This is a genomic window from Streptomyces sp. PA03-5A, from assembly GCF_033792725.1.
In the GTDB taxonomy this organism is placed as follows: domain Bacteria; phylum Actinomycetota; class Actinomycetes; order Streptomycetales; family Streptomycetaceae; genus Actinacidiphila.
The window spans coordinates 80528-102318 of sequence record NZ_JARAVL010000004.1 but is presented as its reverse complement, the minus strand read 5'-3'; the positions used below and the strand labels follow the sequence as shown (position 1 = coordinate 102318).

Sequence of the window (21791 nt, the reverse complement as noted above, 5' to 3'; positions counted from 1 at the left end):
GGGGGAGAGCGCGACATGTCGACTTGTCCGAACGGTCACCAGTCCACGACGGACGACTGGTGCGAGGTGTGCGGGATGCGCATGTCCGCGCCACCGTCCCCCTCCGTCCCCGGCCCGTCGTCCGCGCCGCCCACGTACGCGGCGCCGCCGCCGGCGCCCCCGTACTCCGGCGGCTACTCCCCGGGCCACGCGCCCGGTTACGAGCCCGCCCATGAACCGGCGTACGACCCCGGGTACGGCCAGGGCGGGTTCGGCTACGACCCGGACGCCACCGCCGCCGCAGAGCCCTGCCCCAACTGCGGCACCCCGCGCGAGGGATACGCCCAGTTCTGCGAGGAGTGCCGCTACAACTTCGTCACCCAGGCCGGGACGACCTTCGTCCCGCAGGCGCCGCCCTCCTCCCCGGGCTATCCGCCGGACGGGCCGCCGTACCAGCGCTACGAGTCGCAGCGGTCCCGCCCGTCGCAGATCAACCGCCCTGCCGAGCCGCTGGCCCCGGAGTCGGTGACCTCCGGCTCGGGCGACTTCCTGCTCACCCCGCCGAGCCCGCCGGACCCCGGGCCCCCGCAGGCGGGCCCGCGCACCTGGACCGCCGTGATCGCCGCCGACCGGGACTACTTCACCGACATGATGGCCCGCAGCGGCCCCGAGGCACGCGGCCTGTACTTCCCCTCCTACTCCCCCGAGCAGCGGATGCCGCTGGCGGGCCCCCAGGTCACCGTCGGCCGGCGCCGGCACAGCACGGGCGTGGCCCCCGACATCGACCTGTCCCGGGCGCCCGAGGACCCGGGCGTCTCCCACAAGCACGCCGTGCTGGTGGAGCAGCCCGACGGCAGCTGGTCGGTGGTGGACCAGGGCTCCACCAACGGGACCACCGTCAACGGCGGCGAGGACCCCATCGACCCCTTCGTGCCCGTCCCGCTGACGGACGGCGACCGCGTCCACGTCGGCGCCTGGACGACGATCACGATCGTCCGCGACTGACCCCGGCCGTTCCCGGCGCGGGCCGCAGCTCCCAGCGGTGCGGCCCGTCCGGGCGGTCCAGCCAGGTCCACTGGCGGCCCTCCGCCACGCTCATGCCGAAGCGGTCCCGGGGCGGCCGCCCCTGGCCGCGCCACAGGGCGTACGCCTCCTCGACAGCGGCCCACAGGTCCCGCGGCCCGGTGAGCCGGACCGTGCCGTCCCGGGCGGCGTGCGCGGCGGAGCCGTCGGCGGCCGTGACGGTGGGGCCGCCCGGGGTCCAGTGGACCTCGGCGTCCCCGGCGTACAGGCCGAGCAGGAAGCGGAACAGCTCGTCCTCCAGGACCCGCGGCGGGGTGTCGCTGGCACGGCTGCGCCCGGGGGTGCCGTCGGTGCCGGCGGCCGCCCGGCGCGGGGCCGCGCCGGCGCCCCGCAACGAGACGAAGTACGCGGGGGTGTGCAGGAAGCGCCCCTCGGCCCGCTCCGGGCCCGTCACGCGCAGCGCGATCAGCCCGCCCGCGAAGGGCGCGAGGATCAGCCCGCCGGGCCGGCACTGCCGGGGCCACGCCTCCGGCACCGACGGGAGCTCGCAGGTGGCGACGATCCGGTCGTACGGCGCGCGGTCCGGGCAGCCCAGCGCCCCGTCCCCGGTGACCACCGTCGCCCGGCGCCCCGCCGCGGCCAGGTGCGCGCGGGCGGCCTCGGTGATCTCCGCGTCGAGGTCCACGCTGGTCACCGCCCCGGTGCCGAGGCGGTGCGCGAGCAGCGCGGCGTTGTACCCGGTCCCGGCGCCGATCTCCAGCACCCGGTGCCCGTCCTCGACCCGCAGCGCCCCAAGCATGGCGGCCATCAGCGAAGGCTGGCTGCTGGAGGAGACCAGTTCCCCGTCCCGGACCAGGGTGATCAGCGGTACGTCCGCGTAGGCGCCGGACAGCCAGCGGGACCGGCCGCGCGGGTCGGCGTCGTCCGCCGACAGCCGGGTGAACCCTCCGCCGGAGCGGGGCCGGTGGTAGACGGGGACGAACAGATGGCGCGGCACCTCCTCGAACGCGGCCCGCCACCGCGGGTCCGCCAGCCCCCCGGCCGCGGCGATCCGGCGCACCAGCCGGGCCCGCAACGGCACCGCCGCCGCGGCGTACCGGTCGCCATCCGTCATACGACCACTCTGCGACGGTGACCCCCTCCGGACAACGCGGGCCGTCTGAGAGCATGGGAGGCGTGAATGAGATCCCGCGGGGCACCGTCGAGCAGCAGACGTTCTTCGAGTCGGTCGGCGGCGAGCCGACCTTCCGGCGGCTCGTCCGCCGCTTCTACGAAGGTGTCGCCGAGGACCCGGTCCTGCGCCCCATGTACCCGGAGGAGGACCTCGGGCCCGCAGAGGAGCGCATGAGGCTCTTCCTCATGCAGTACTGGGGCGGTCCCCGCACGTACAGCGAGAACCGCGGACACCCCCGGCTGCGGATGCGCCACGCGCCCTTCCAGGTCGACCAGGCCGCCCACGACGCCTGGCTGCGGCGCATGCGGACCGCGGTGGACGAGCTGGAACTGGAGCCCGACCACGAGCGGCAGCTGTGGGACTACCTGGTCTACGCGGCGGCGTCGATGGTGAACACCGCGGGATGATCACACCGGGCTGACCGACAGCCCTGGCGCCCCGCGCCGGACCGCGACCGAGCCGTACGGCGTGCGCAGCCGCAGCCACGGCCCCACCGTGAGCAGCTCCACCGCCGGCCGGCCGCCCGCACGCGGTGCCGGGACGGGGGTGCGCACCGGGCGGAGGAAGCCCAGCGCGTGGGCGGCGTGGACCACCCGCAGCGGCAGGCCGGTGACGCCGAGCTGCCGGGACCAGATGTCGTCGGCGATGGCGTCCAGCTCCGCGCGGGTGCGGCTTTCCGGCCGCAGTGCCTCACTGCGGTCGCGGAACTCGGTCACCGCGGCGGCGGCCACGGCGCGCACGTCCTCCTCGGACGGCAGGCCCCGCACCCGCTCCCAGCCGCCGCGCGGCGGGAGCAGTCCTGCCCAGGCCGGCCCGGTGACGGCCGCGGGCACGGCGAACGTGCCCGTCACCTCGTCGATGCCGTCGAGCAACTGCCCGGCCGAGACGGTCGAGTCCAGATCGCCGGCGGCCCCGTCCAGCTCGGCCGTGCGGACGGCCAGGACCCCGCCGCCGAACGGCGGCTGCCCGAACACGGCGAGCACCGTGCCCGAGGCGCGCAGCCGGACGACGGCGGCCTTGTCCCAGCGCAGCAGCCGGGCCAGGAAGGCGGCGAAACCGTCCGCCTCCCTGGCATCGGCGAGTCGCAGGGGTGCCGTCATGCGGCGACGGCCCCCTTGCCGGCGTCACCGGGCGAGCCCGCGCTGTCGTCGAAGTACCCCTCGAGGAAGGACCGCTCCTCCGCCGTGATCCGGCGCGGCCGGCCCTTCTCGAGGTCGTACGGCACCACGATCGTGGAGGCGCGCACGTAGACCGCCTCCGCGTCCTTGACCTCGTACGCGACGGTCAGTGAGGCGGCCCCCACCTTGGTCACCCACGTCTCCACCGTCACCGGCTCGTGCCGGTGCACCAGCGGGCGCAGGTAGTCGATCTCGTGGCGGGCGACGACCGACCCGCCCGTGAACGACTCGCTGCCCTCCCCGGGCGCCAGCCGGAACATGAAGTCGATCCGGGCCTCCTCCAGGTAGCGGAGGAAGACCACGTTGTTGACGTGCCCGAAGGCGTCCATGTCCGACCAGCGCAGCGGGCAGCGGTAGATGTGCCGGGCCATCTCCCGCTCAGCCCCGGGTGAGCTTCTTGTAGGTGGCGCGGTGCGGCCGGGCCGCGTCCGGGCCGAGGCGCTCGACCTTGTTCTTCTCGTACGACTCGAAGTTGCCCTCGAACCAGAACCACTTGGAGTCGCCCTCGTAGGCGAGGATGTGGGTGGCCACCCGGTCCAGGAACCAGCGGTCGTGGGAGACGACCACGGCGCAGCCGGGGAAGTCCAGCAGCGCGTTCTCCAGCGAGGACAGGGTCTCGACGTCGAGGTCGTTGGTCGGCTCGTCGAGGAGCAGCAGGTTGCCGCCCTGCTTGAGGGTGAGCGCCAGGTTGAGGCGGTTGCGCTCACCGCCGGACAGGATGCCGGCCGGCTTCTGCTGGTCCGGGCCCTTGAAGCCGAAGGCGCTGACGTACGCGCGGGACGGCATCTCGACCTGGCCGACGTTGATGTAGTCCAGCTCGTCCGACACGACCGCCCAGAGGGTCTTCTTGGGGTCGATGTTGGCGCGGGTCTGGTCGACGTAGGAGATCTTGACCGTCTCGCCGACCTTGATCGTGCCGGCGTCCGGGGCCTCCAGGCCCTGGATCATCTTGAACAGCGTGGTCTTGCCGGCGCCGTTGGGGCCGATGATGCCCACGATGCCGTTGCGCGGCAGCGTGAAGGACAGGTCGTCGATGAGGACCTTGTCGCCGAACGCCTTGGAGAGGTTGTTGACCTCGACCACGATGCTGCCCAGACGCGGGCCCGGCGGGATCTGGATCTCCTCGAAGTCGAGCTTGCGCATCTTCTCGGCTTCGGCGGCCATCTCCTCGTACCGGGCGAGGCGGGCCTTGGACTTGGCCTGGCGGCCCTTGGCGTTGGAGCGGACCCACTCCAGCTCTTCCTTGAGCCGCTTGGCGCGCTTGGCGTCCTTCTGGCCCTCGACCTTGAGACGGGACTGCTTGGTCTCCAGGTACGTGGAGTAGTTGCCCTCGTACGGGTAGGCGCGGCCGCGGTCGAGCTCGAGGATCCACTCGGCGACGTTGTCCAGGAAGTACCGGTCGTGGGTGATCGCCACGACGGTGCCCGCGTACTTGGCCAGGTGCTGCTCCAGCCACTGCACGGACTCGGCGTCCAGGTGGTTGGTGGGCTCGTCGAGCAGCAGCAGGTCGGGGGCCTCCAGCAGCAGCTTGCAGAGCGCGACGCGGCGCTTCTCACCACCGGAGAGGTTGACCACCGGCCAGTCGCCGGGCGGGCAGCCGAGGGCGTCCATCGCCTGCTCCAGCTGGGCGTCCAGGTCCCAGGCGTTGGCGTGGTCCAGGTCCTCCTGCAGCTTGCCCATCTCGTCGAGCAGCGCGTCGGAGTAGTCGGTCGCCATCAGCTCGGCGATCTCGTTGAACCGGTCCAGCTTGGCCTTGACCGGGCCCACGCCGTCCTGGACGTTCTCCAGCACGGTCTTGGACTCGTCCAGCGGCGGCTCCTGCAGCAGGATGCCGACCGAGTAGCCGGGCGAGAGGAACGCGTCGCCGTTGGACGGCTGCTCCAGTCCCGCCATGATCTTGAGCACGGTGGACTTGCCGGCGCCGTTGGGCCCCACGACACCGATCTTCGCGCCGGGCAGGAAGCTCAGGGTGACGTCGTCCAGGATCACCTTGTCGCCGTGCGCCTTGCGCGTCTTGCGCATGGTGTAGATGAACTCAGCCAAGAGAAACCGTCCGGCGTTCGATGTGTGGGCAGATACACCCCATCTTGCCAGCCGTCCACCCCTGGGCGGAAACGAGTACCCGGGCGATGTCCCTCACGCCTGCGACCTGGGCTCGCCTGTCCCGCGTCCCGTCATCTTTGGTCGTCGTTGGTCAACGCGGGGCGACCTCGCACGGCCCAGGGACGGCCCAGCGGGCGCTGTCCGTGTCACCAGAGGGCTCCGAGCATGAGCGGCAGACTCGGCCTGTTGGATCTTGGCGTCCACAGCGTCGAGCTGCATCTGCAGGTACAGACGGATCCGCGGGCGCGCCAGATCTCGAGGCAGCTCGTTCATACGTTCGATATTAGCTTTCTCTCTTGACTGCCCCCCACATCCACGAGTGCCCGTCGCTACGTTCACGACGCCCACCCAGAGGCGGGACCCGCCTCTCGAATGGCAAGGGGCCCGAGTCTCGACGAAGGCGGCGGGCGGCCGCCAGTAGAGGGCTCCGGCAGGTGAGGGGGTGACCTCGCCGCCCAGCGGGCCGTATCTCGCGGGAGCGAGGTCGCCGCTACAGGCGCCGGCATTCAGCGACCGTGTCACCGAACTGCCTCCACCAAGTCCCCGCGGTCCCCCTTAGAAAACGCAGCAAAATGCGCGAATATAGCTGAAGAGGCTGTTTTGGTATGCGCCAGGGAGCCACAGATGGAAGCCTCGGACGAACTCCTTCGAAGGGCTAGCCCGTCGGCTCTTCTGACGCCGGACGGTGCCATGCGCGGCCTCAACGCTGCGATGGCCACGGCGCTAGGCAGGCCGGTGGAGCAGTGCTTGGGACGTGACTTCGGGGATCTGTGGCCTGCGAGCCAGCGACTGTCGGCCGAGAGTCTGGTGGCCCACGCCTCCAGGGCGGATGCGGTCGCGATGCGAGAGCTGGAGTTCCCCGGGCGAAACGGAGTACCCGTTGCCTGCTTGCTTGAGGCGCGACAAGTGAAGGATCCCGCCGGTGACAAGCAGCTGATATGGGTGCGAGCCCTGGATACGCGAAACGACCTCGCCAGCCTAATGATCCCGTTCCGGCTGGCCACCGCGGCCGCCGGCCTCGGCCTGTGGATGTATTCCCCCCAGGAGGACCAGCTGGAGTGGCTCGGTGGCCTACCCTCCCTGGTCGCGCTCGTCCCAGATCCGACTGCGGCGATGTCCAGAGTGATCTCGGCAATACACCCCGACGACAGGGAGGCCTTCCGGCAGCTCCTGCGCTCGGACTCCGTCCAGCAGTCCCCATGGGTGAGGCAGCGGTACCGCACTCCGCACGATGGCTGGCACCGACTGGCCGTTCAGGTCCGTCGGCTCCGGCTGGGCTTTGACGGCCCGGAACGGATCTTCGTGGTGGTCCGCGACGACACCAAGCAGGAGAAGCGCAAGTTGAAGGCGCAGGCAGCGCTGGCGGCCGAGCGACAGCGCGCCAAGGACACTGCCGACTTCTCCGCTGCCTTGATCACCGCAGCCACGGAGCAGGAATGGCGGCAGGTCGTCCTGACCCGGCTCGCCGCGACCTTCGGCGCCGGCGGCGCCGTGCTCGCAATCGTCGACGACGGCCGTCTGTGCATCTCCACTGATGCCAGAACAGGCATGCGCGAGGTCGAGGCCCTGCACGGCCTGCGGCTGGAGCATCCGACGCCTCTGTCCGAGGCGATCCGTACCGGCCAGCCTCAGTTCATCAGCGACCGGGAGGACTTCGTCCGCCGCTGGCCGCACGCTCCATCTCTGCGGTTCCTCCGGCTCGGCTCCGACTACGCAATCTCGGTCACCCCCCTCAGCGAGCCCGGCGATCAGCCACTCGGGGCGTGGGCGATGCTCTACCACCGCGGATACCTGTCGTCTCTGGAGGAGCGGACCCTCGTGGGGACGCTGGCCGACCTGGCAGGCCAGGCACTCAAGCGGATCAGGTTGCAGCAGGCGCGCGTCGAGCTGGCCACGGCGCTGCAGCAGACCATGCTCCCCACGCTGCCCGAGCACCTCCCGGGTCTGGAGGTCGCCGCCCGCTACCGGCCCAGCCGGGACGGGTTGGACGTCGGCGGAGACTGGTACGACGCCTTCGTGATGCCCGACGGCGCGATCGCACTGGAGATCGGCGACGTCCAGGGGCACGACGTGGACGCCGCCGCCCTCATGGGACAGGTCCGCTTGTCCATGCGCGCGATCGCCGACCAGGAACCGGATCCCGGAACCGTGCTGACCCGCACCAACGAGCTACTCGTCGCGACGGCCCCCGCACGATTCGCGAGCTGCGCCCTGCTGCACATCGACCCGCACGATGGACAGGTCACCGGCACCAGCGCGGGGCATGTGCCGTTGCTGTGCGCACACAGGGACGGCAGCCACGATCTCCGCGAGCTGCCGGGCGGCCCGGTCCTGGGCGTCCTGCCCGGCATCAAATACCGCGAGGAGACCTTCACTCTGGACGAGGACACCGCGCTGGTCATGGTCACCGACGGCGTGGTCGAAGGACCAGGCCTGACGCTGGACGCCGGACTGGAACGAGCCGGAACACTGGCCGCCCGAGCCGTTTTCGACGGACTGAACGCCGAGGAGACCGCCGACCGCGTCCTCGACGCCGCGATCGCGGTCGACCACCTCGACGACGTGGCCGTGCTGGTCATCCGACGCACATGACGGCGCCCGCATTCTCCCACATGCTCTACGTGGACCCCACTACAGGTAAGCGTACCCAAGCGGGCGTTGGCGCGATCTTTGGCCGGTGGCCTGCCTGGGCTGGGGTCGGGCATGGCCAGGGGGCCTTACGCTGGCCGCGGATCGGGCTGGCTCCTGCCTGCCCGCACAAGCCCGATCGGCCCCCTGGTCTTGCTCGACGTCGGGTCCCGGACCGGGGAGGTGGCTAAAGATCGTGTCGGCGCCAGCACCCAGCCACCGTGCTTCTCGCCTCACGCCCACGACCTACTCTTGTGGGCGCGCGGCGGCGGGCGGCGCGCCGAGCGGGGCGAAGACTGGAGCGTGGGCGCGGCCGGACGCGGGCCGCGCGCCCGGCGGAGCGTGAGCGACGCCGGTCGCCTTGATGAAGTAGGGAAACTCTTACCGCGCTAGTGCCTCAGTCTCGCAAAACTGTCTCGGTTGATCGCGATACGCGTAGCGAGGTCGTCCAGAGAGCACTCGATCTGAGCGTTCGCGATCGGCTTGAAGTCCGTGATGTCTGGCGCTGTTGCGCGGTAGTCCGAGGTCTCGATGCCCCATGCCTCGATGAGGCTCCAGCCAGCCTGGACCACTGCGGTATCTCCGTCCGTGGAAGAGACGCGCAGCCATGCTGTGCACTGGTCTGAGAAGTCATAGGGCAGGTAGGCCGTGCCGCCTGCGTCCCTTAGCTCGTTGACCTGCTCTATCCACTGCTCCAGCAGGCGTGTCAGATTCGCGGTCACGTCCGTGGGAGTGGTGTATCGACGGCCACTCGGTGATCTCGTTTTGAGGCTAGGCGGTGAGTGTGGTGGGCAGGGCGGTGTCGTGGGTTTCTGACTCGATCGGGTGGAGGCGGGCTTTGGCCAGCAGGTCGCGGCCCATGTAGCGGCGGGCCTCGGTCCACTCGTCGTTCTGCTCGGCTAGGACCGCGCCGACCAGGCGGATCACGGCGGTGCGGTCCGGGAAGATCCCGACCACGTCGGTGCGCCGTCGGATCTCCTTGTTCAGCCGTTCTTGGGGGTTGTTGGACCAGATCTGCCGCCAGTCTCGCGGGGGAATGCGGTGAAGGCCAGCAGGTCGTGCTGGGCGGCATCCAGGTGTTCGGCGGCCTTGGGGAACTTCTTGTCCAGGGCGTCCAGGACCTGCTTCAGCTGGGTGTGGACTGCGGTGGCGTCGGGCTGTTCGAAGACCGTCCGCAGCAGCGTGGCCACCCACGGCGGGGCCGACTTCGGGACTTGCGAGAGCAGGTTGCGGGCGTAGTGGGTGCGGCAACGTTGCCAACTCGCGCCGGGCAGGACGGCTCCGATGGCGTCGACGAGTCCGGCGTGGGCGTCGGAGACGACGAGTCGGACGCCGTTCAGGCCGCGGGCGATCAGCGAGCGCAGGAAGGCCAGCCAGCCGGCGCCGTCCTCGGCAGTGGCGACGTCCAGGCCGAGGATCTCGCGGTGTCCGTCGGCGTTGACACCGACGGCGACCAGCGCGTGAACGTTGATGATCCGGCCGCCTTCGCGGACCTTCTGGGTCAGGGCGTCGACCCAGACGACGGTGTAGGGGCCGGCGTCCAGGGGCCGGTTGCGGAACGCGGTGACCTGTTCGTCCAGGTGCTTGGACATGGCGCTGACCTGGGACTTCGACAGCTGGGTGACGCCGAGGGACTCGGCGAGTTTCTCGACCCGGCGGGTGGAGACCCCGAGCAGGTAGGCGGTGGCGACCACCGAGATCAGGGCCTGCTCGGCCCTGCGGCGTCGTTCCAGCAGCCAGTGCGGGAAGTAGCTGCCGCTGCGGAGCTTGGGGATGGCCAGTTCGACGGTGCCGGCCCTGGTGTCCCACTCTCGGGGGCGATATCCGTTGCGGTGGTTGACGCGTTCGTCGCTGACCTGCCCGTATTCGGCGTTGCAGAGGGTATCGGCCTCCGCGGACATGAGCGCGTCGGCAAACGTTTTGACCATCGCGCGCAACAGATCGGGACTCGCCGCAGCGAGGTTCTCCTCGGTCAGAGCGTGCAGGGGCAGACTGTCAGGTGCGGTCATCGTGCTGATCTCCTTCGAGGCTTCGACACTTCGAAGATCAGCCGGTGGCCGTTTGACTATGCGGGCACCAACCCAGACGCCGGAGCAAACCCCCGCATCAGGTCCAACCCGCTACACCACGTCCAAGGACGCAACCAGATTCGCGCCGAGGTGCCGCGACTCCAGAGTCAGGTAGTACGAGTCGCAGGTGTGACGGTGACCTCCGATGTGCAGTCGAAGATCGTTATGCCAGTGCTTCCCTGCCAGGTGCTCGAACCAGAGAGCAATCGAGGTCGTCATGAGGGAAGTCTCTAGCGGGAGTTGACGGCCAGGTGCCGTCCGTCGTGACTCCGGACATGGGGCCCATTGCCGTCCAGTGCATCGAGAAGCCGGACCGCGAAGACCTCAGACATGCACCCTGCGACCTCGTCGGGCGTGAGCCAGTCGACGGCCGTGGATTCGTCCGAGGTGCGCTCGGCGCCGCCGGAGGGCTTGCAACGGAAGACCAGGGCCACGATGCCGCGGGTGGTGTTCTTGTAGACCCCGGTGAGCTGGTCCACCTCGACGTGGATGCCGGTCTCTTCCCAGACCTCGCGCCTCACGCCTTCCTCGGGTGCCTCGGCCAGTTCCAGGACACCACCGGGGAGCTCCCAAGTGCCGTTGTCAGCGCGGCGGATCGCCAGGAGCCGGCCGTCCTCGCGCACTACGGCTCCGGCCACGGATACCGAGTGCAGCGCTTCGGGGTCACCCTCGCGATGCTGCGGGTCTGGTTCGCTATGGCTCGGTGATGGAGGCGTGCGGTCTGACCGTGCCGTCGCCCCGTTGGCGCATGGCCCTGGCCCGGGCCGCCAACCGTCCAGCCCCCGGTCCGCGGGCTCCGCGCATCCTGCGGCTGCGTCCCACCCGCACGGGCCTGGTGGTGCGGTTAGGTCTGCGGCCGGGGCAGGACGCCTTCGACGTCGCCGCCTCGTGCGACCGGCTGCGGCACTCGTTCAGCATGTACGGGGTGACCTCGCGCGAGCTGCGCTCGGGTGTGGTTGAGCTGCGGATGACCGGATACGACGTCCTCAAGCGCGTGCAGATGCCCGCGAAGATCGACCGCACCCCGATGCGGGTCCCGGTCGCCCTGCACGAAGACGGCGCCGTCCACTACCGCGACTACCGCACCGTCCCCCACGCCCTGACCCTCGGGGCGACGAAGTCCGGGAAATCGGTGTACCAGCGGAACCTGGTCGCCGAACTGGCCGCGCAGGACGTCGCCCTGGTGGGCATCGACTGCAAGCAGGGTGTGGAGCTGTTCCCGCTGGCCCGCCGGTTCTCCGCGCTGGCCGACAACCCCGACACCGCCGCCGACCTCCTCGACGCCCTCATCACGCGTATGGAGGCCGTCTACCAGCTCATCCGCGCCGAACAGCGGATCACCGCCGACGTGCCCGATGCGGAGATCGCCGCCGACATCTGGGACCTGCCCGACCACCTGCGCCCGACCCCCGTCGTGGTCCTGGTCGACGAGGTCGCCGAACTCGCCCTGTTCACCACCAAGGACGAAGAAAAGCGCCGCGACCGCATCATCACCGCACTCGCCCGCCTCGCCCAGCTCGGCCGCGCCGCCGGCATCTACCTGGAGATCTGCGGCCAGCGCTTCGGCTCCGAACTCGGCAAGGGCATCACCATGCTCCGCGCCCAGCTCACCGGCCGCACCGCCCACCGCGTCAACGACGAACCCTCCGCGAACATGGCCTTCGGCGACATCGCCCCCGACGCCGTCCTCGCCGCCATCCAAATCTCACCCGACACCCCCGGCATCGCCGTCACGGGCGACTCCACCGGCGGATGGGCCCGCATCCGCACCCCCCACACCACGCTGCGCCAGGCCGTCAACGCCTGCAACCGGCACGCCGAGAACACCCCCGACGTGCCCGAACTCGCACCCTTCCAGCCCGCCCTGGCTACCCAGCTCACCCCGGTGACCGCCCCCGCCGCCAAGACAACGGCCCCGACCACGGCCTGATCTCTCCCCCCGCCCCGACGGCCGGCGCGACCGCCTCGCGCCACGTCCCTACCCCGCCCATGCCGCATACCAGGAAGGAGACCGACGATGCCCCGCAAGCCCCGCGTGGACGCCGTCCTCGTACAGGCCGTGATCGCCGGTGCCCCGTCCTTCGCCCACCTGCACGACCTCGCCGCCGCGGCCGGACAAGACGGCTGGAAAGCCTGGGCATACCCCATCTCCGTAGACCTGCTCCTGGTCGCCGCCTGGCGCAGGCTACGCGCCCTTCGTCCTAGTGGGGAGCCGGTCCGGGCCGCGTGGTTCTGGTTCGCCATCGCCCTGACCGCGTCCCTCGGCGCCAACATCGCCACCGCTGGACTCCTCGACCTGGATCACGTGCCCGGCTGGCTCAGCATCCTCGTGGCGGGCTGGCCCACACTGGCCTTCCTCGGCGGCACCCTCCTCGTGCACTCCCCAAGTCCCGCCCCCGAATGCTAGGAAGCCCCGGCTGTCGACGCGACCGAGACGACCAGCGTCGAACGCGCCTCCGCCCTGGAGCCAGAGCCGGAGGCAGTCGAGGTGGCCGAGCCCGTACCGGCCCTGCCTGCCTCGCGGCCCGCTCCGCCGCCGGCCACCCCGACGGTTCCGGCCGCGCTCGTCGCCCACGCGCGGAAGGTCGCCGACGACCACCAGGCCCGCACCGGGGCCCCGATCGACACCGACACCCTGCGCGTCCGGCTCGGCGTTCCTGTCCAGCTGGCTGACGCGATCGCCGCCCAACTCACCTGACCCGAGAGGAGAACCACCGTCATGCCTGCCCGCGACTTCTTCCACTCCGTGATGCGGATCGGCCCCGTCCAGATCGGCACCCACCGCGACCGGCACGGCACCACCAAGCACGCCGCGGTGTGCACCAACGACCGCTGCGGCTGGTCCGCCGACTACTCCAGCCAATCCGCCGCCCAGCTGGCCGCCCGCACCCACCGCTGCACGGCCCGATAGGAGGCATCGACCGTGGACGTCCCGCTCTGGTTCGCCCTGATCGTCGTCGGCTACCTCGGCTGCAAGCTCATCCGCCCGCCGCTCTGGCTGGTCCTGGTGCTGCTCCTGGGCGGCTACCTCATCGCCGACAGCCTGCTCGCCCCCGTCATCGACACCCTCATCAAGAAGTAGGGAGACCGCTCATGCTCCGGCCGAAGATCCCCACCAACCCCACCCCGACCGGTGCCGTGATGCCGCTGCCCACCGAGCCCACCGCCGGCGTCATCCAGCACACCCCGGCCCCCGCGCCTGCCCCCGTGGCTCCGGTGTCGTCCCGGCCCGTCGTGCAGCTCACCCCGGGCGCCCTGATCGCGCTCGTCGGCGGCGCCACCGCCGTGGTCCTGGTCGTCGGCACGGTCCTGGTCTCGCTGCTCCTGGCGGTCGCCGTCACCGCCGCCTCGGTCGCCGTCTGCGCCGTCGTCCTGCGCTCGATGCTCAACGGCCAGCACCACCGCTGACCGGCCCCCGGGGCGGTCTCAACCGCCAAGTATCGCCCGCCCCGGGAGCCGTACCCCTGCCCGAACCAGAGATCCGGAAGGAACCCCCATCATGGCCCACCCGACACCACCCCCGGCGCGGATCTGCCCGGCCTGTGACGGCTTCGCCTCCGCCGCCATCACCCTCGGCGGACGTGACCGGCACGGCCACCTGCGCACCCTCACAGTCCACTGCCCGGCCTGCCGTGGTGTCGGCACCCTCCACCCGGCCCGGTCGCGGGAGAGCGCCCGTGCCTGACTCCGCGACCGTCGCGGGCCTGGACCCGACCACCCTCGGCGATCTTCTGCGGGTGGCCGGGTCTCCGGGCTTTCACCGCTGGGAAGACCAGATCCGCCGCACTGGCGGCTGCTCCGACCCCATCCACCTGACCGGCTGGACCCTCACCAAAGATCGCACGACCGGCGAGACCCTGCACCACTACTCGACCGAGTCAGAGCCCGGCGGTCGCCTGCGTATCGCCTGCGGCAACCGGCGGGCCTCCCGCTGCCCGGCGTGCGCCTGGACCTACGCAGGCGACACCTACCACCTCATCCGCGCCGGCCTGGCCGGAGACCAGCGCCGCGATATCCCCGCCACGGTGCGGGATCACCCCAGGGTCTTCGCCACCTTCACCGCCCCCTCGTTCGGGCGCGTCCACAACCGGCCCGACACCGGCCGTTGCCGCTGCGGCACCCGACATGTCGCCGACGACCCGGCGCTGGGGACCGCGCTCAACCCCGCCAGGTACGACTATGCCGGGGCGGTGCTGTTCAACAACCATGCCGGGCAGCTGTGGCAGCGCTTGACCAACCGGCTCCGCCGCGAGATCGCCGCCCGCGCTGGCCTTTCCCAACGGGCCGTGGCAGAGGTCCTGCGGGTCTCCTTCGGCAAGGTCGCCGAGTTCCAAAAGCGCGGCGCCGTCCACTTCCATGCCGTCATCCGCCTCGACGGCCCCGAAGGTCCCGACACCGCGCCCCCGTCCTGGGCCACCACCGGGTTACTCGAGGACGCGGTTCGGGCTGCCGCACGCCACTCCTACACCTCGATCACCGTCCCGGCCGCCGGGGACCAACCGGTCCGGGCGTTCCGCTGGGGTGCCCAGCTCGACGTCCGGCCAGTGAGGGCGTTCGGGGACGGTTCGGACATCACCGAGCAGGCCGTCGCGTCCTACGTCGCCAAGTACGCCACCAAAGCTGCCGAGAATACCGGCACCCTCGACCGCCGTATCGGCGAACTCGCCGAACTCGACCGCCACCAGGTGCCCGACCACGCCCGCCGCCTCATCCAAGCCTGCCGCGACCTGGACGACCTCTACCCCGACCGGCGGCTGTGGGCCTGGGCACACATGCTCGGCTTCCGCGGCCACTTCTCCACCAAATCCCTCCGCTACTCCACCACCCTCGGCGCCCTACGCCAGGAACGCGCCGACTACCGCGCCGCCCAAGAACACGCGGACCTCGGCCTAGAGCCCGTCGAGCCGGACACCGTCCTGGTCCTGGCCGACTGGCAATACGCCGGCCACGGCCACACCCCCGGCGAATCCATCCTCGCCGCCACCATCGCCCGGGACCTCCAGCTCAACCGCGAAACCGCCCGCGAAGCCCTACGAGACCACCTCGCCCTGGAAGGAGCCGCAGCATGACCACACACCCGCTTCCTGAGCGGTACCTCACCCCGGCCGACGTCGCCGACCTGCTCGGGGTCCCGGTCGAGACGCTGTACCAGTGGCGGCGCAAGCGCACCGGTCCGCCGGCCTTCCGTGTCGGCAAGCACCTTCGGTACGACCCCGCCCGGCTCCGCCAGTGGGTCGACGGCCTCAACGAGGTGGCTGCCTAGTGGCCGGACACATTCAAGACCGCTGGTACAAGACCGAGCCTGGGCCCAACGGCAGGCCTCTGCGCCTTAAGACTGACCGCTACGGCAACGGACTGCGCTATCGGGCCCGCTACGTCGGCCCGGACGGCACGGAGAAGAGCAAGTCCTTCCCGGACAAGCAGAAGCGCAAGGCCGAACAGTGGCTCGCCCAGATCGAAGCGGACATGGCCCGCGGGCAGTACATCGACCCCCAAGCGGGGCGAGTCACCTTCCGACAGTACGGGGAACGATGGCTGGACGCGCTCACGACCGACCTCGTGAGTCGTGCGGCCGTGGAGGGACGGCTTCGGCTTTATGCCTTCCCGCACCTGGGCCCGCGACCCATCGGCTCGTTCCAGCCGGAGCACGTCCGCGACTGGCTGAAGCAGCTGGAAGGCTCGTTGCCTGTGGCTTCGTACAGGCGGCTGATCTTCGATGCCGTCTCCTCGGTCCTCAATGCGGCCGTGGATGACGGACTGCTGGCCAAGAACCCTTGCCGCGTCCAGTCGGTCAAGGCGCCGCAGCCGTCGCCGTCCCGGGTGCGGCCCTGGAGTGTCGAGCAAGTCTTCGGTGTACGAGCAGGTCTACCGCAGCGGTATCAAGCGATGGCCGACCTTGGCGGCGGTTGCGGGCTGCGCCAGGGCGAGATCTTTGGTGTCGCCGTTGAGGACGTCAGCTTCCTGACCGGGTGGCTCTCCGTCCGTCAGCAGGTGAAGAAGGTTCGGGGCACGCTGGTATTCGCCCCTCCGAAGCGTGGCAAGCTGCGGGACGTTCCGCTGGACCCTGAGGTCGCGGGAGCCCTGGCCGAGCATTTGGAGGGCTCCCCGCCGGTCGAGGTCACCTTGCCGTGGCTGACGCCGGACGGCCCGACGGTCACCAAACGGCTCGTGTTCACCGGCCCGGCCGGCAAGGCGCTCTGGAGCAATGGCTTCAATGATCAGGTCTGGAAGCCCGCCCTCGTAGCTGCCGGGATCATCGCCGCTCCCGAGCGCGGCCGGCGGTACCCCGCGGCTCGTGAGCACGGCATGCACGCTCTGAGGCACTTCTACGCGTCGGTGCTCCTGGACGCCGGGGAGAACATCAAGGCCCTGAGTCTCTACCTCGGGCACTCGGATCCCGGGTTCACGCTGCGGGTCTACACGCACCTGATGCCGAGCAGCGAGGAGCGCACCCGCAAGGCGATCAGCGCGATGTACCGGGCCGCCGGCAGGACCGACGACGGCCCAGGGACGGCCCAGGCTGCCTGACACGGCCCCTCATCGGCGGGAAACCTGCTGGTGAGGGGCCTTTTCGCGCCCTCCCCCGGCAAGTAACACCCCATCTTGCCAGCCGTCCACCCCCGGGCGGAAACGAGTACCCGGGCGATGTCCCTCACGCTTCCGGCCGGCTCCGCAGGCGCGCCGGAACGGCACACGGGAGTCCGTCTGTCGGTACCGGCGTCTAGTGTGCCCGCACGATCGACACTGATTCTGATCAGGGGGACCGGACATGCTGCTGGAGAACAAGACCGCGGTCGTCTACGGCGCGGGCGGTGCGGTCGGGCGGACCGTGGCCCGAACCTTCGGCCGGGAGGGGGCACGGGTCTTCCTCACCGGTCGCAGGCTCGCCGGGCTGGAGGAGCTGGCCGGGAAGATCGAGTCCGCCGGCGGCCGGGCCGACGTCGCCCAGGTCGACGCGCTCGACCGGGAGGCGGTCGAGCGGCACGCCGCCGAGGTGGTCCGGACGACGGGCCGGCTCGACGTCTCCGTGAACGCGGTCAGCATCCGCGGTGACCTGCAGGGCACGCCGCTGACCGGTATGTCCGTGGACGACTTCCTGACGCCGATCACCACCGCGGCCACCGCCAACTTCGTCACCGCGACGACCGCGGCCCGGTACATGGCCGAACAGGGCTCGGGGGTGATCGTGACCTTCTCCACGGCGGCAGCGCACCTCTCCGGCCGGGACCAGGGCTTCCATGCGACCGGGGGCTTCGGCGTCGCCTGCGGCGCCGTGGAACTGCTCTCCCGGCACCTGGCCGGTGAGGTCGGACCGCGCGGCGTACGCGTCGTCTGCCTGCGCCCGGACGGCATCCCGGAAGCCTGGGTGTCCTGGGGCATGATCGATGACGCCGAGCCCGATCCCGAGGACAGCCCCACGGTGAAGGCCTACATGGAACGCGGCACCGCGCTGCGCCGGCTGCCGAAACTGGCCGAAGTGGCGGAGACGGCAGCTTTCATGGCGTCCGACCGGGCGGGCGCCATCACGGGGACCGTGGTCAACCTCAGCTGCGGATCCGTCAGCGGCTGAGTACGGGCCTGGTTCCGTGGTGGTCCCTCTGCGTGCCGGCGGAACCGCCGGCACCCGTGGGGGCTACGTGCGCTTGGGCCGCGGGGCGCGCATGCCCGAGGCGGGCTCCTGTACGTCCTCGGGAACGAAGGTCTCGTCCTCCCCGAAGTCCGGGGCCTGGAAGGGGTTCGTCGTCGGAGACGGCGACGCTGCGGTGGTACCGCGGGGTTGCCCTTCCGGGGCGGAGAACAGCGACGTCACATCGATGAGAGGTTTCCCTTTCGTAACAGGACCCCCTGAAGGGCCCTGGCGTGCCGTGACCCGGCACAGCGGTCCTACAGCTTGGTCATCTTGCTGTACGGGCTCAAGATCCGCATTTGCGCCGAGCCGAAATCCACGACGACCGCGGTTCCCTCGTCGACGTCGACTACCCGCCCGAGACCGTGGATGTCGTGCGTGACCTGGTCGCCCACCGCGAAGTGCTTGGGAGCGGGCGCGACCGGGGCCTTGAAGGGGCTGGTGGGCAAATGACGCTTCGGTGCAGCAGGCTTAGTCATTGCCCCCAGTATGCACCCACGAAATGCCTCGGTGGCTGACTCTCGGGGGCACGGATAGCTGATCGTTGTACTCGCTCCGGCAGGCTCCGGGCCGCCGACCGGCCGGCGGACGGGCGGGTCAGCCACGCGGGGGGCCGTCCCACCCGTACCCTTCATGGTGTCTACGGCGTCACATAGCGGGCGCCAAACACTGGAGGCAATACCCCGTGCTGATTGCTCAGCGTCCCTCACTGACCGAAGAGGTCGTCGACGAGTTCCGTTCCCGGTTCGTGATCGAACCGCTGGAGCCGGGCTTCGGCTACACCCTCGGCAACTCGCTCCGCCGCACCCTCCTGTCGTCGATCCCCGGCGCCGCCGTCACCTCGATCCGGGTCGACGGCGTCCTGCACGAGTTCACCACCGTGCCGGGCGTCAAGGAGGACGTCACCGACCTCATCCTCAACATCAAGCAGCTCGTCGTCTCCTCGGAGCACGACGAGCCCGTCGTGATGTACCTGCGCAAGCAGGGCCCCGGCGTCGTCACCGCCGCCGACATCGCGCCCCCGGCCGGTGTCGAGGTGCACAACCCCGACCTCGTCCTGGCCACGCTGAACGGCAAGGGCAAGCTGGAGGTGGAGCTGACCGTCGAGCGCGGTCGCGGCTACGTCTCGGCCGTCCAGAACAAGCAGCAGGGCCAGGAGATCGGCCGCATCCCGGTCGACTCCATCTACAGCCCGGTGCTCAAGGTCACCTACAAGGTCGAGGCGACCCGTGTCGAGCAGCGCACCGACTTCGACAAGCTGATCGTCGACGTCGAGACCAAGCAGGCCATGCGTCCCCGCGACGCGATGGCCTCGGCCGGCAAGACCCTGGTCGAGCTGTTCGGGCTCGCCCGCGAGCTCAACGTCGACGCCGAGGGCATCGACATGGGCCCGTCCCCCACGGACGCCGCGCTCGCCGCCGACATGGCGCTGCCGATCGAGGAGCTCGAGCTCACCGTCCGTTCCTACAACTGCCTCAAGCGTGAGGGCGTTCACTCGGTGGGTGAGCTGCTGGCACGCTCCGAGGCCGACCTGCTCGACATCCGCAACTTCGGTGCGAAGTCGATCGACGAGGTCAAGGCGAAGCTGGCCGGCCTGGGCCTGGCCCTGAAGGACAGCCCGCCCGGATTCGACCCGACCGCCGCCGCCTTCGGCGCGGACGACGGCGCGGACGCCGGTTTCGTGGAAACCGAACAGTACTGAGCCCGTGCCATGTGGCGTTCCCCTCGGCGATCACCCCGAGGGGAACGTCGTGGCGCCGCCAAGCCGCTGTCCGCGGTAGGGGCGGACCCGCAGACCTGTTGCGGGCGTCCGTGCGTGCCGCGGAACGGCGAAGGGGGCGGAGGTCTTTCGACCTCCGCCCCCTTCGCTCAGGAGCGGCCAGTGGTGTCAGCTCACTCGGCGGACGGGGCCGCCTTCTTCTTGCGGAGGAAGAAGACCGCGCCGCCACCGAGGACGACCAGGACGATCGCGATGCCGGCGATCACCGGGGTGGCGCTGCTCGAACCGGTCTCGGCGAGGTCGCCGCCGGTGGTGGAGCCGGTGTCACCGGTGCCCTCGGAGGAGCCGCCGGCCGAGGCCGGGCTGGGCGAGGAGGACGGAGTGTCGCCGCCGTTGCCGGCGGTCTCGCAGTCGAGGACGCCCTCGAAGGTCTTCTCGAAGCCCTCGGGGCCGGTGATGGTGACCTTGTAGTGCTGGTCCTCGGCCACCGGCACGGTGATGGTCTCGGACTTTCCGGCCTCGACCGTGTACTCCTTGTCGGCCAGCGTGAAGGTGAACGGCTTGTCACCCTCGTTGGCGGCCGTCACGTCCAGGCCGTTCTTGGCGCAGTTGACCTCGGCGGAGACCGCCGGGATCGGCCCCTTGGCGGCCCAGGTGCCGGTGGTCGTCGCGGAGACGGAGCTGTCGCTGGAGCCGGCGAGGATCTGGACCTGCGTGGTGCTGTTGACGCCCGTGAACGCGCGGCCGACCGGGAGCTTGGTGTTCGCGGTGGCGGTCAGCGAGGTCGTGCCGTCGGGGGTGCCGGCCTCGACGTCGAAGTAGACCTCGTCGCCGTCCTTGGCGGAGGTGACCGCGGTGCCGTTCTTGTCGGTGACCTTGACGCCGGAGGGGTTGCTGGGCGCGGGGCTCACCTGGACGGTGGAGGCGTTGGTGTGGACCTTGATCGGACCGAGCAGGTCACCGGCCTTGCCGGAGACCGCCGGCGGGTCGAGGGTCAGCGACGCCGCGGGCTCCTCGAGGTTCTTGGCGCTCTTCTGCAGCCAGTCCGCGAGTTGCTCGGCGAGCGGGTTGACCGCGGTCACATTGGCCTTGTCGGAGAAGCGCCAGATGGCCACCTGGGTACCGGCGGCGGCAAGCCCCGGAGTCAGGGCGCCCTTCTTGATGCCGGCCTTCTTCTGCAGAGCGGCGAGGTCGTCGATCTGGGGGTACGAGTTCTGCAGGATCCAGTTGATCTTCCCCGCGTCAACGTTGTTGTGCAGGCTCGACTGGTCCCAGGAGACTTCCTTGTACTTCGCGCTGCTCTGCGTGGGGTTCTTGATGTCGATGCAGTACGTCTGGATCGTGCCACCGCCATCGACGGACATCTCGAAGAGGCCGGCGCCGACCTCCTCCTTGTTGCCCTTCTCCGTGATGACGGCCCTGTCGGCAGTCTTCAGGCCGCCGAGCGTCGCCGTCGCACCGGGCGCGGTGGGGGTCGCGTCGTCCGCGATGGCGGACCCGGCAACGGCTATGGAACCCGCGGCGAGGAGGCCTGAGGCCACCATCGCTACGGCAAGACGGGCAGCTCCCCGCCTCCGTACAGTGAACATGGATTTCCCCTCCGGGCGAGGCTGGTCGTGGGGGCACGCCTCGCCGACAGCTGTGGATCCCCGCGGAAAGCCGGGGTTCCGCAGAATCCTAGGAACCAACCGCACCAAAGCCACCAGGATTCACGGCCGCCCGGGAATTCGAATCGCAATCGTTACCCGTGCGTAGGCATAGACGTGAAATTGTCGATAAATCATCGACGTTTTACCGCGGGGCGAATGTGCAGCTGTCCGGCTTATCCGGACAGGGCGGCCAGTGGATCGGCGAGTGGCTCCCCAGCGCCCGCGGCGGAATTCGGAACCATCAGTTCCGGGCGGCCCACGGACGCCCGCCGGAACGCCGAGGTGCCGCGCGTCAGATCGTGGCCGCAGGCGATCGCGTCGACGTCGGCGGAGATCCAGCGCTGGCCGTCGCGCTCCTCCTCACGCACCCTCAGGCGTCCCTGGACGAGCAGCGGTTCGCCGACCCCGACCGACGCCACCACGTTCTCCCCCAGCTGCCGCCAGGCCCACACCGTGTAGAAGCTGGTGTGCCCGTCGGACCAGCCGCCGCGCTCCCGGTCCCAGCGGCGCGCGGTCGTCGCCAGCCGGAACCTGGCGACCGGCACGCCCGTGGGCGTCTTCCGGAATTCCGGCCTGGTCGCGACATTCCCCACGACGGTGACCAGTGTCTCGTTCATTGCCGATGCTCCCCGTTGCCGTCG

22 protein-coding genes and 2 pseudogenes are annotated in these 21791 nt (G+C 70.4%); 14 read left to right on the top strand and 10 right to left on the bottom strand.

Going from position 1 to position 21791, the window contains the following annotated elements; translation table 11 throughout:
• Nucleotides 1–75 precede the first annotated feature (75 nt).
• Nucleotides 76–984, top strand: coding sequence for an FHA domain-containing protein (locus PV410_RS06395; protein ID WP_500323051.1), 909 nt, complete (start codon nt 76–78; stop codon nt 982–984).
• On the opposite strand, the gene PV410_RS06390 is transcribed toward PV410_RS06395, so the two are convergent.
• Nucleotides 965–2116, bottom strand: coding sequence for a methyltransferase domain-containing protein (locus PV410_RS06390; RefSeq protein WP_500322866.1), 1152 nt, complete (start codon nt 2114–2116; stop codon nt 965–967). The two genes, PV410_RS06395 and PV410_RS06390, sit on opposite strands and share 20 nt — an antisense overlap.
• A 62-nt stretch (nt 2117–2178) precedes the next feature.
• Here PV410_RS06390 and PV410_RS06385 point away from each other — a divergent pair, with 62 nt between their 5' ends.
• Nucleotides 2179–2583, top strand: a complete 405-nt coding sequence (locus PV410_RS06385; protein WP_500322864.1) for a globin — start codon at nt 2179–2181, stop codon at nt 2581–2583.
• On the opposite strand, the gene PV410_RS06380 is transcribed toward PV410_RS06385, so the two are convergent.
• From PV410_RS06380 to ettA, 3 genes are read right to left on the bottom strand one after another with little or no spacing between them, the layout of a single operon-like run.
• Nucleotides 2584–3276, bottom strand: a complete 693-nt coding sequence (locus tag PV410_RS06380) for a DUF8010 domain-containing protein (RefSeq protein WP_500322863.1) — start codon at nt 3274–3276, stop codon at nt 2584–2586.
• A complete protein-coding gene (locus tag PV410_RS06375) occupies nt 3273–3725 on the bottom strand; it encodes an acyl-CoA thioesterase (protein WP_499511938.1) in 453 nt (150 codons plus the stop codon). The genes PV410_RS06380 and PV410_RS06375 overlap by 4 nt, the downstream gene beginning before the upstream one ends.
• Before the next feature lie 7 nt (nt 3726–3732).
• On the bottom strand, nt 3733–5397 hold the full coding sequence (gene ettA / locus PV410_RS06370; RefSeq protein ID WP_500322862.1) for an energy-dependent translational throttle protein EttA: 1665 nt from the start codon (nt 5395–5397) through the stop codon (nt 3733–3735).
• Nucleotides 5398–6081: 684 nt separating this feature from the next.
• Between ettA and PV410_RS06365 the strand changes: the two genes are divergently transcribed.
• Nucleotides 6082–8049 carry a SpoIIE family protein phosphatase gene (locus tag PV410_RS06365; protein WP_500322860.1) on the top strand — a complete coding sequence of 656 codons (1968 nt, stop codon included), beginning with the start codon at nt 6082–6084 and terminating at the stop codon, nt 8047–8049.
• A 425-nt stretch (nt 8050–8474) separates the two neighbouring features.
• Here PV410_RS06365 and PV410_RS06360 read toward each other — a convergent pair whose 3' ends face one another.
• The 3 genes and pseudogenes from PV410_RS06360 to PV410_RS06350 all read right to left on the bottom strand — a co-directional run bounded on the left by PV410_RS06360 (nt 8475) and on the right by PV410_RS06350 (nt 10777).
• Nucleotides 8475–8807 (bottom strand): hypothetical protein, encoded by a 333-nt coding sequence (locus PV410_RS06360; protein ID WP_500322859.1) that lies wholly within the window; start codon nt 8805–8807, stop codon nt 8475–8477.
• 49 nt (nt 8808–8856) lie between these two features.
• Nucleotides 8857–10094 (bottom strand): annotated as a pseudogene (locus PV410_RS06355) (IS256 family transposase).
• 290 nt (nt 10095–10384) lie between these two features.
• Nucleotides 10385–10777 carry an NUDIX domain-containing protein gene (locus tag PV410_RS06350; protein WP_500323050.1) on the bottom strand — a complete coding sequence of 131 codons (393 nt, stop codon included), beginning with the start codon at nt 10775–10777 and terminating at the stop codon, nt 10385–10387.
• A gap of 104 nt (nt 10778–10881) precedes the next feature.
• On the opposite strand from PV410_RS06350, the gene PV410_RS06345 reads away from it, so the two are divergent.
• The 10 genes and pseudogenes from PV410_RS06345 (at nt 10882) to PV410_RS06300 (ending at nt 17724) form a co-directional block, all read left to right on the top strand.
• On the top strand, nt 10882–12084 hold the full coding sequence (locus tag PV410_RS06345) for an FtsK/SpoIIIE domain-containing protein (protein ID WP_500322858.1): 1203 nt from the start codon (nt 10882–10884) through the stop codon (nt 12082–12084).
• 87 nt (nt 12085–12171) lie between these two features.
• A pseudogene (locus PV410_RS06340) lies at nt 12172–12852 on the top strand (DUF2637 domain-containing protein).
• Between the two features lie 21 nt (nt 12853–12873).
• Entirely contained in the window at nt 12874–13065 is a 192-nt protein-coding gene (locus tag PV410_RS06335) for a mobile element transfer protein (RefSeq protein ID WP_319133857.1), read from the top strand.
• Nucleotides 13066–13077: 12 nt separating this feature from the next.
• Nucleotides 13078–13236, top strand: coding sequence for a hypothetical protein (locus PV410_RS06330; RefSeq protein WP_500322856.1), 159 nt, complete (start codon nt 13078–13080; stop codon nt 13234–13236).
• A gap of 11 nt (nt 13237–13247) precedes the next feature.
• Nucleotides 13248–13562, top strand: coding sequence for a SpdD-like protein (locus PV410_RS06325; protein WP_500322854.1), 315 nt, complete (start codon nt 13248–13250; stop codon nt 13560–13562).
• Between the two features lie 91 nt (nt 13563–13653).
• Entirely contained in the window at nt 13654–13839 is a 186-nt protein-coding gene (locus PV410_RS06320; RefSeq protein ID WP_500322852.1) for a hypothetical protein, read from the top strand.
• Complete coding sequence (gene repSA / locus PV410_RS06315; protein ID WP_500322851.1) at nt 13832–15223, top strand: replication initiator protein RepSA; 1392 nt, start codon at nt 13832–13834, stop codon at nt 15221–15223. The genes PV410_RS06320 and repSA overlap by 8 nt, the downstream gene beginning before the upstream one ends.
• The gene (locus tag PV410_RS06310) at nt 15220–15417 is read left to right on the top strand and encodes a helix-turn-helix domain-containing protein (protein ID WP_500322850.1); all 198 of its coding nucleotides are present in this window, start codon (nt 15220–15222) and stop codon (nt 15415–15417) included. Before repSA ends, PV410_RS06310 begins: the two co-directional genes overlap by 4 nt.
• The gene (locus PV410_RS06305) at nt 15417–16682 is read left to right on the top strand and encodes a tyrosine-type recombinase/integrase (RefSeq protein WP_500322849.1); all 1266 of its coding nucleotides are present in this window, start codon (nt 15417–15419) and stop codon (nt 16680–16682) included. Before PV410_RS06310 ends, PV410_RS06305 begins: the two co-directional genes overlap by 1 nt.
• Before the next feature lie 241 nt (nt 16683–16923).
• On the top strand, nt 16924–17724 hold the full coding sequence (locus PV410_RS06300; RefSeq protein ID WP_500322848.1) for an SDR family NAD(P)-dependent oxidoreductase: 801 nt from the start codon (nt 16924–16926) through the stop codon (nt 17722–17724).
• 314 nt (nt 17725–18038) lie between these two features.
• Here the strand turns inward: PV410_RS06300 and PV410_RS06295 are convergent, their stop codons facing one another.
• On the bottom strand, nt 18039–18260 hold the full coding sequence (locus tag PV410_RS06295) for a hypothetical protein (RefSeq protein ID WP_499511942.1): 222 nt from the start codon (nt 18258–18260) through the stop codon (nt 18039–18041).
• Between the two features lie 206 nt (nt 18261–18466).
• Here PV410_RS06295 and PV410_RS06290 point away from each other — a divergent pair, with 206 nt between their 5' ends.
• Nucleotides 18467–19483: a DNA-directed RNA polymerase subunit alpha gene (locus PV410_RS06290; RefSeq protein WP_499511943.1), complete on the top strand. Its 1017-nt coding sequence runs from the start codon at nt 18467–18469 to the stop codon at nt 19481–19483.
• A gap of 191 nt (nt 19484–19674) precedes the next feature.
• On the opposite strand, the gene PV410_RS06285 is transcribed toward PV410_RS06290, so the two are convergent.
• On the bottom strand, nt 19675–21090 hold the full coding sequence (locus PV410_RS06285; protein ID WP_500322846.1) for an LAETG motif-containing sortase-dependent surface protein: 1416 nt from the start codon (nt 21088–21090) through the stop codon (nt 19675–19677).
• 233 nt (nt 21091–21323) lie between these two features.
• Nucleotides 21324–21767 carry a single-stranded DNA-binding protein gene (ssb, locus tag PV410_RS06280; protein ID WP_500322844.1) on the bottom strand — a complete coding sequence of 148 codons (444 nt, stop codon included), beginning with the start codon at nt 21765–21767 and terminating at the stop codon, nt 21324–21326.
• Nucleotides 21768–21791 lie beyond the last annotated feature (24 nt).

Bases quoted from the DNA above. Each gene is read 5' to 3' on its own strand.
- ssb (WP_500322844.1), bottom strand. From the start codon at position 21,767: ATGAACGAGACACTGGTCACCGTCGTGGGGAATGTCGCGACCAGGCCG.
- PV410_RS06375 (WP_499511938.1), bottom strand. From the start codon at position 3,725: ATGGCCCGGCACATCTACCGCTGCCCGCTGCGCTGGTCGGACATGGAC.
- PV410_RS06325 (WP_500322854.1), top strand. From the start codon at position 13,248: ATGCTCCGGCCGAAGATCCCCACCAACCCCACCCCGACCGGTGCCGTG.
- PV410_RS06320 (WP_500322852.1), top strand. From the start codon at position 13,654: ATGGCCCACCCGACACCACCCCCGGCGCGGATCTGCCCGGCCTGTGAC.
- PV410_RS06365 (WP_500322860.1), top strand. From the start codon at position 6,082: ATGGAAGCCTCGGACGAACTCCTTCGAAGGGCTAGCCCGTCGGCTCTT.
- PV410_RS06335 (WP_319133857.1), top strand. From the start codon at position 12,874: ATGCCTGCCCGCGACTTCTTCCACTCCGTGATGCGGATCGGCCCCGTC.
- PV410_RS06390 (WP_500322866.1), bottom strand. From the start codon at position 2,116: ATGACGGATGGCGACCGGTACGCCGCGGCGGCGGTGCCGTTGCGGGCC.
- PV410_RS06380 (WP_500322863.1), bottom strand. From the start codon at position 3,276: ATGACGGCACCCCTGCGACTCGCCGATGCCAGGGAGGCGGACGGTTTC.
- PV410_RS06295 (WP_499511942.1), bottom strand. From the start codon at position 18,260: ATGACTAAGCCTGCTGCACCGAAGCGTCATTTGCCCACCAGCCCCTTC.
- PV410_RS06300 (WP_500322848.1), top strand. From the start codon at position 16,924: ATGCTGCTGGAGAACAAGACCGCGGTCGTCTACGGCGCGGGCGGTGCG.
- PV410_RS06395 (WP_500323051.1), top strand. From the start codon at position 76: ATGCGCATGTCCGCGCCACCGTCCCCCTCCGTCCCCGGCCCGTCGTCC.
- PV410_RS06285 (WP_500322846.1), bottom strand. From the start codon at position 21,090: ATGTTCACTGTACGGAGGCGGGGAGCTGCCCGTCTTGCCGTAGCGATG.
- PV410_RS06310 (WP_500322850.1), top strand. From the start codon at position 15,220: ATGACCACACACCCGCTTCCTGAGCGGTACCTCACCCCGGCCGACGTC.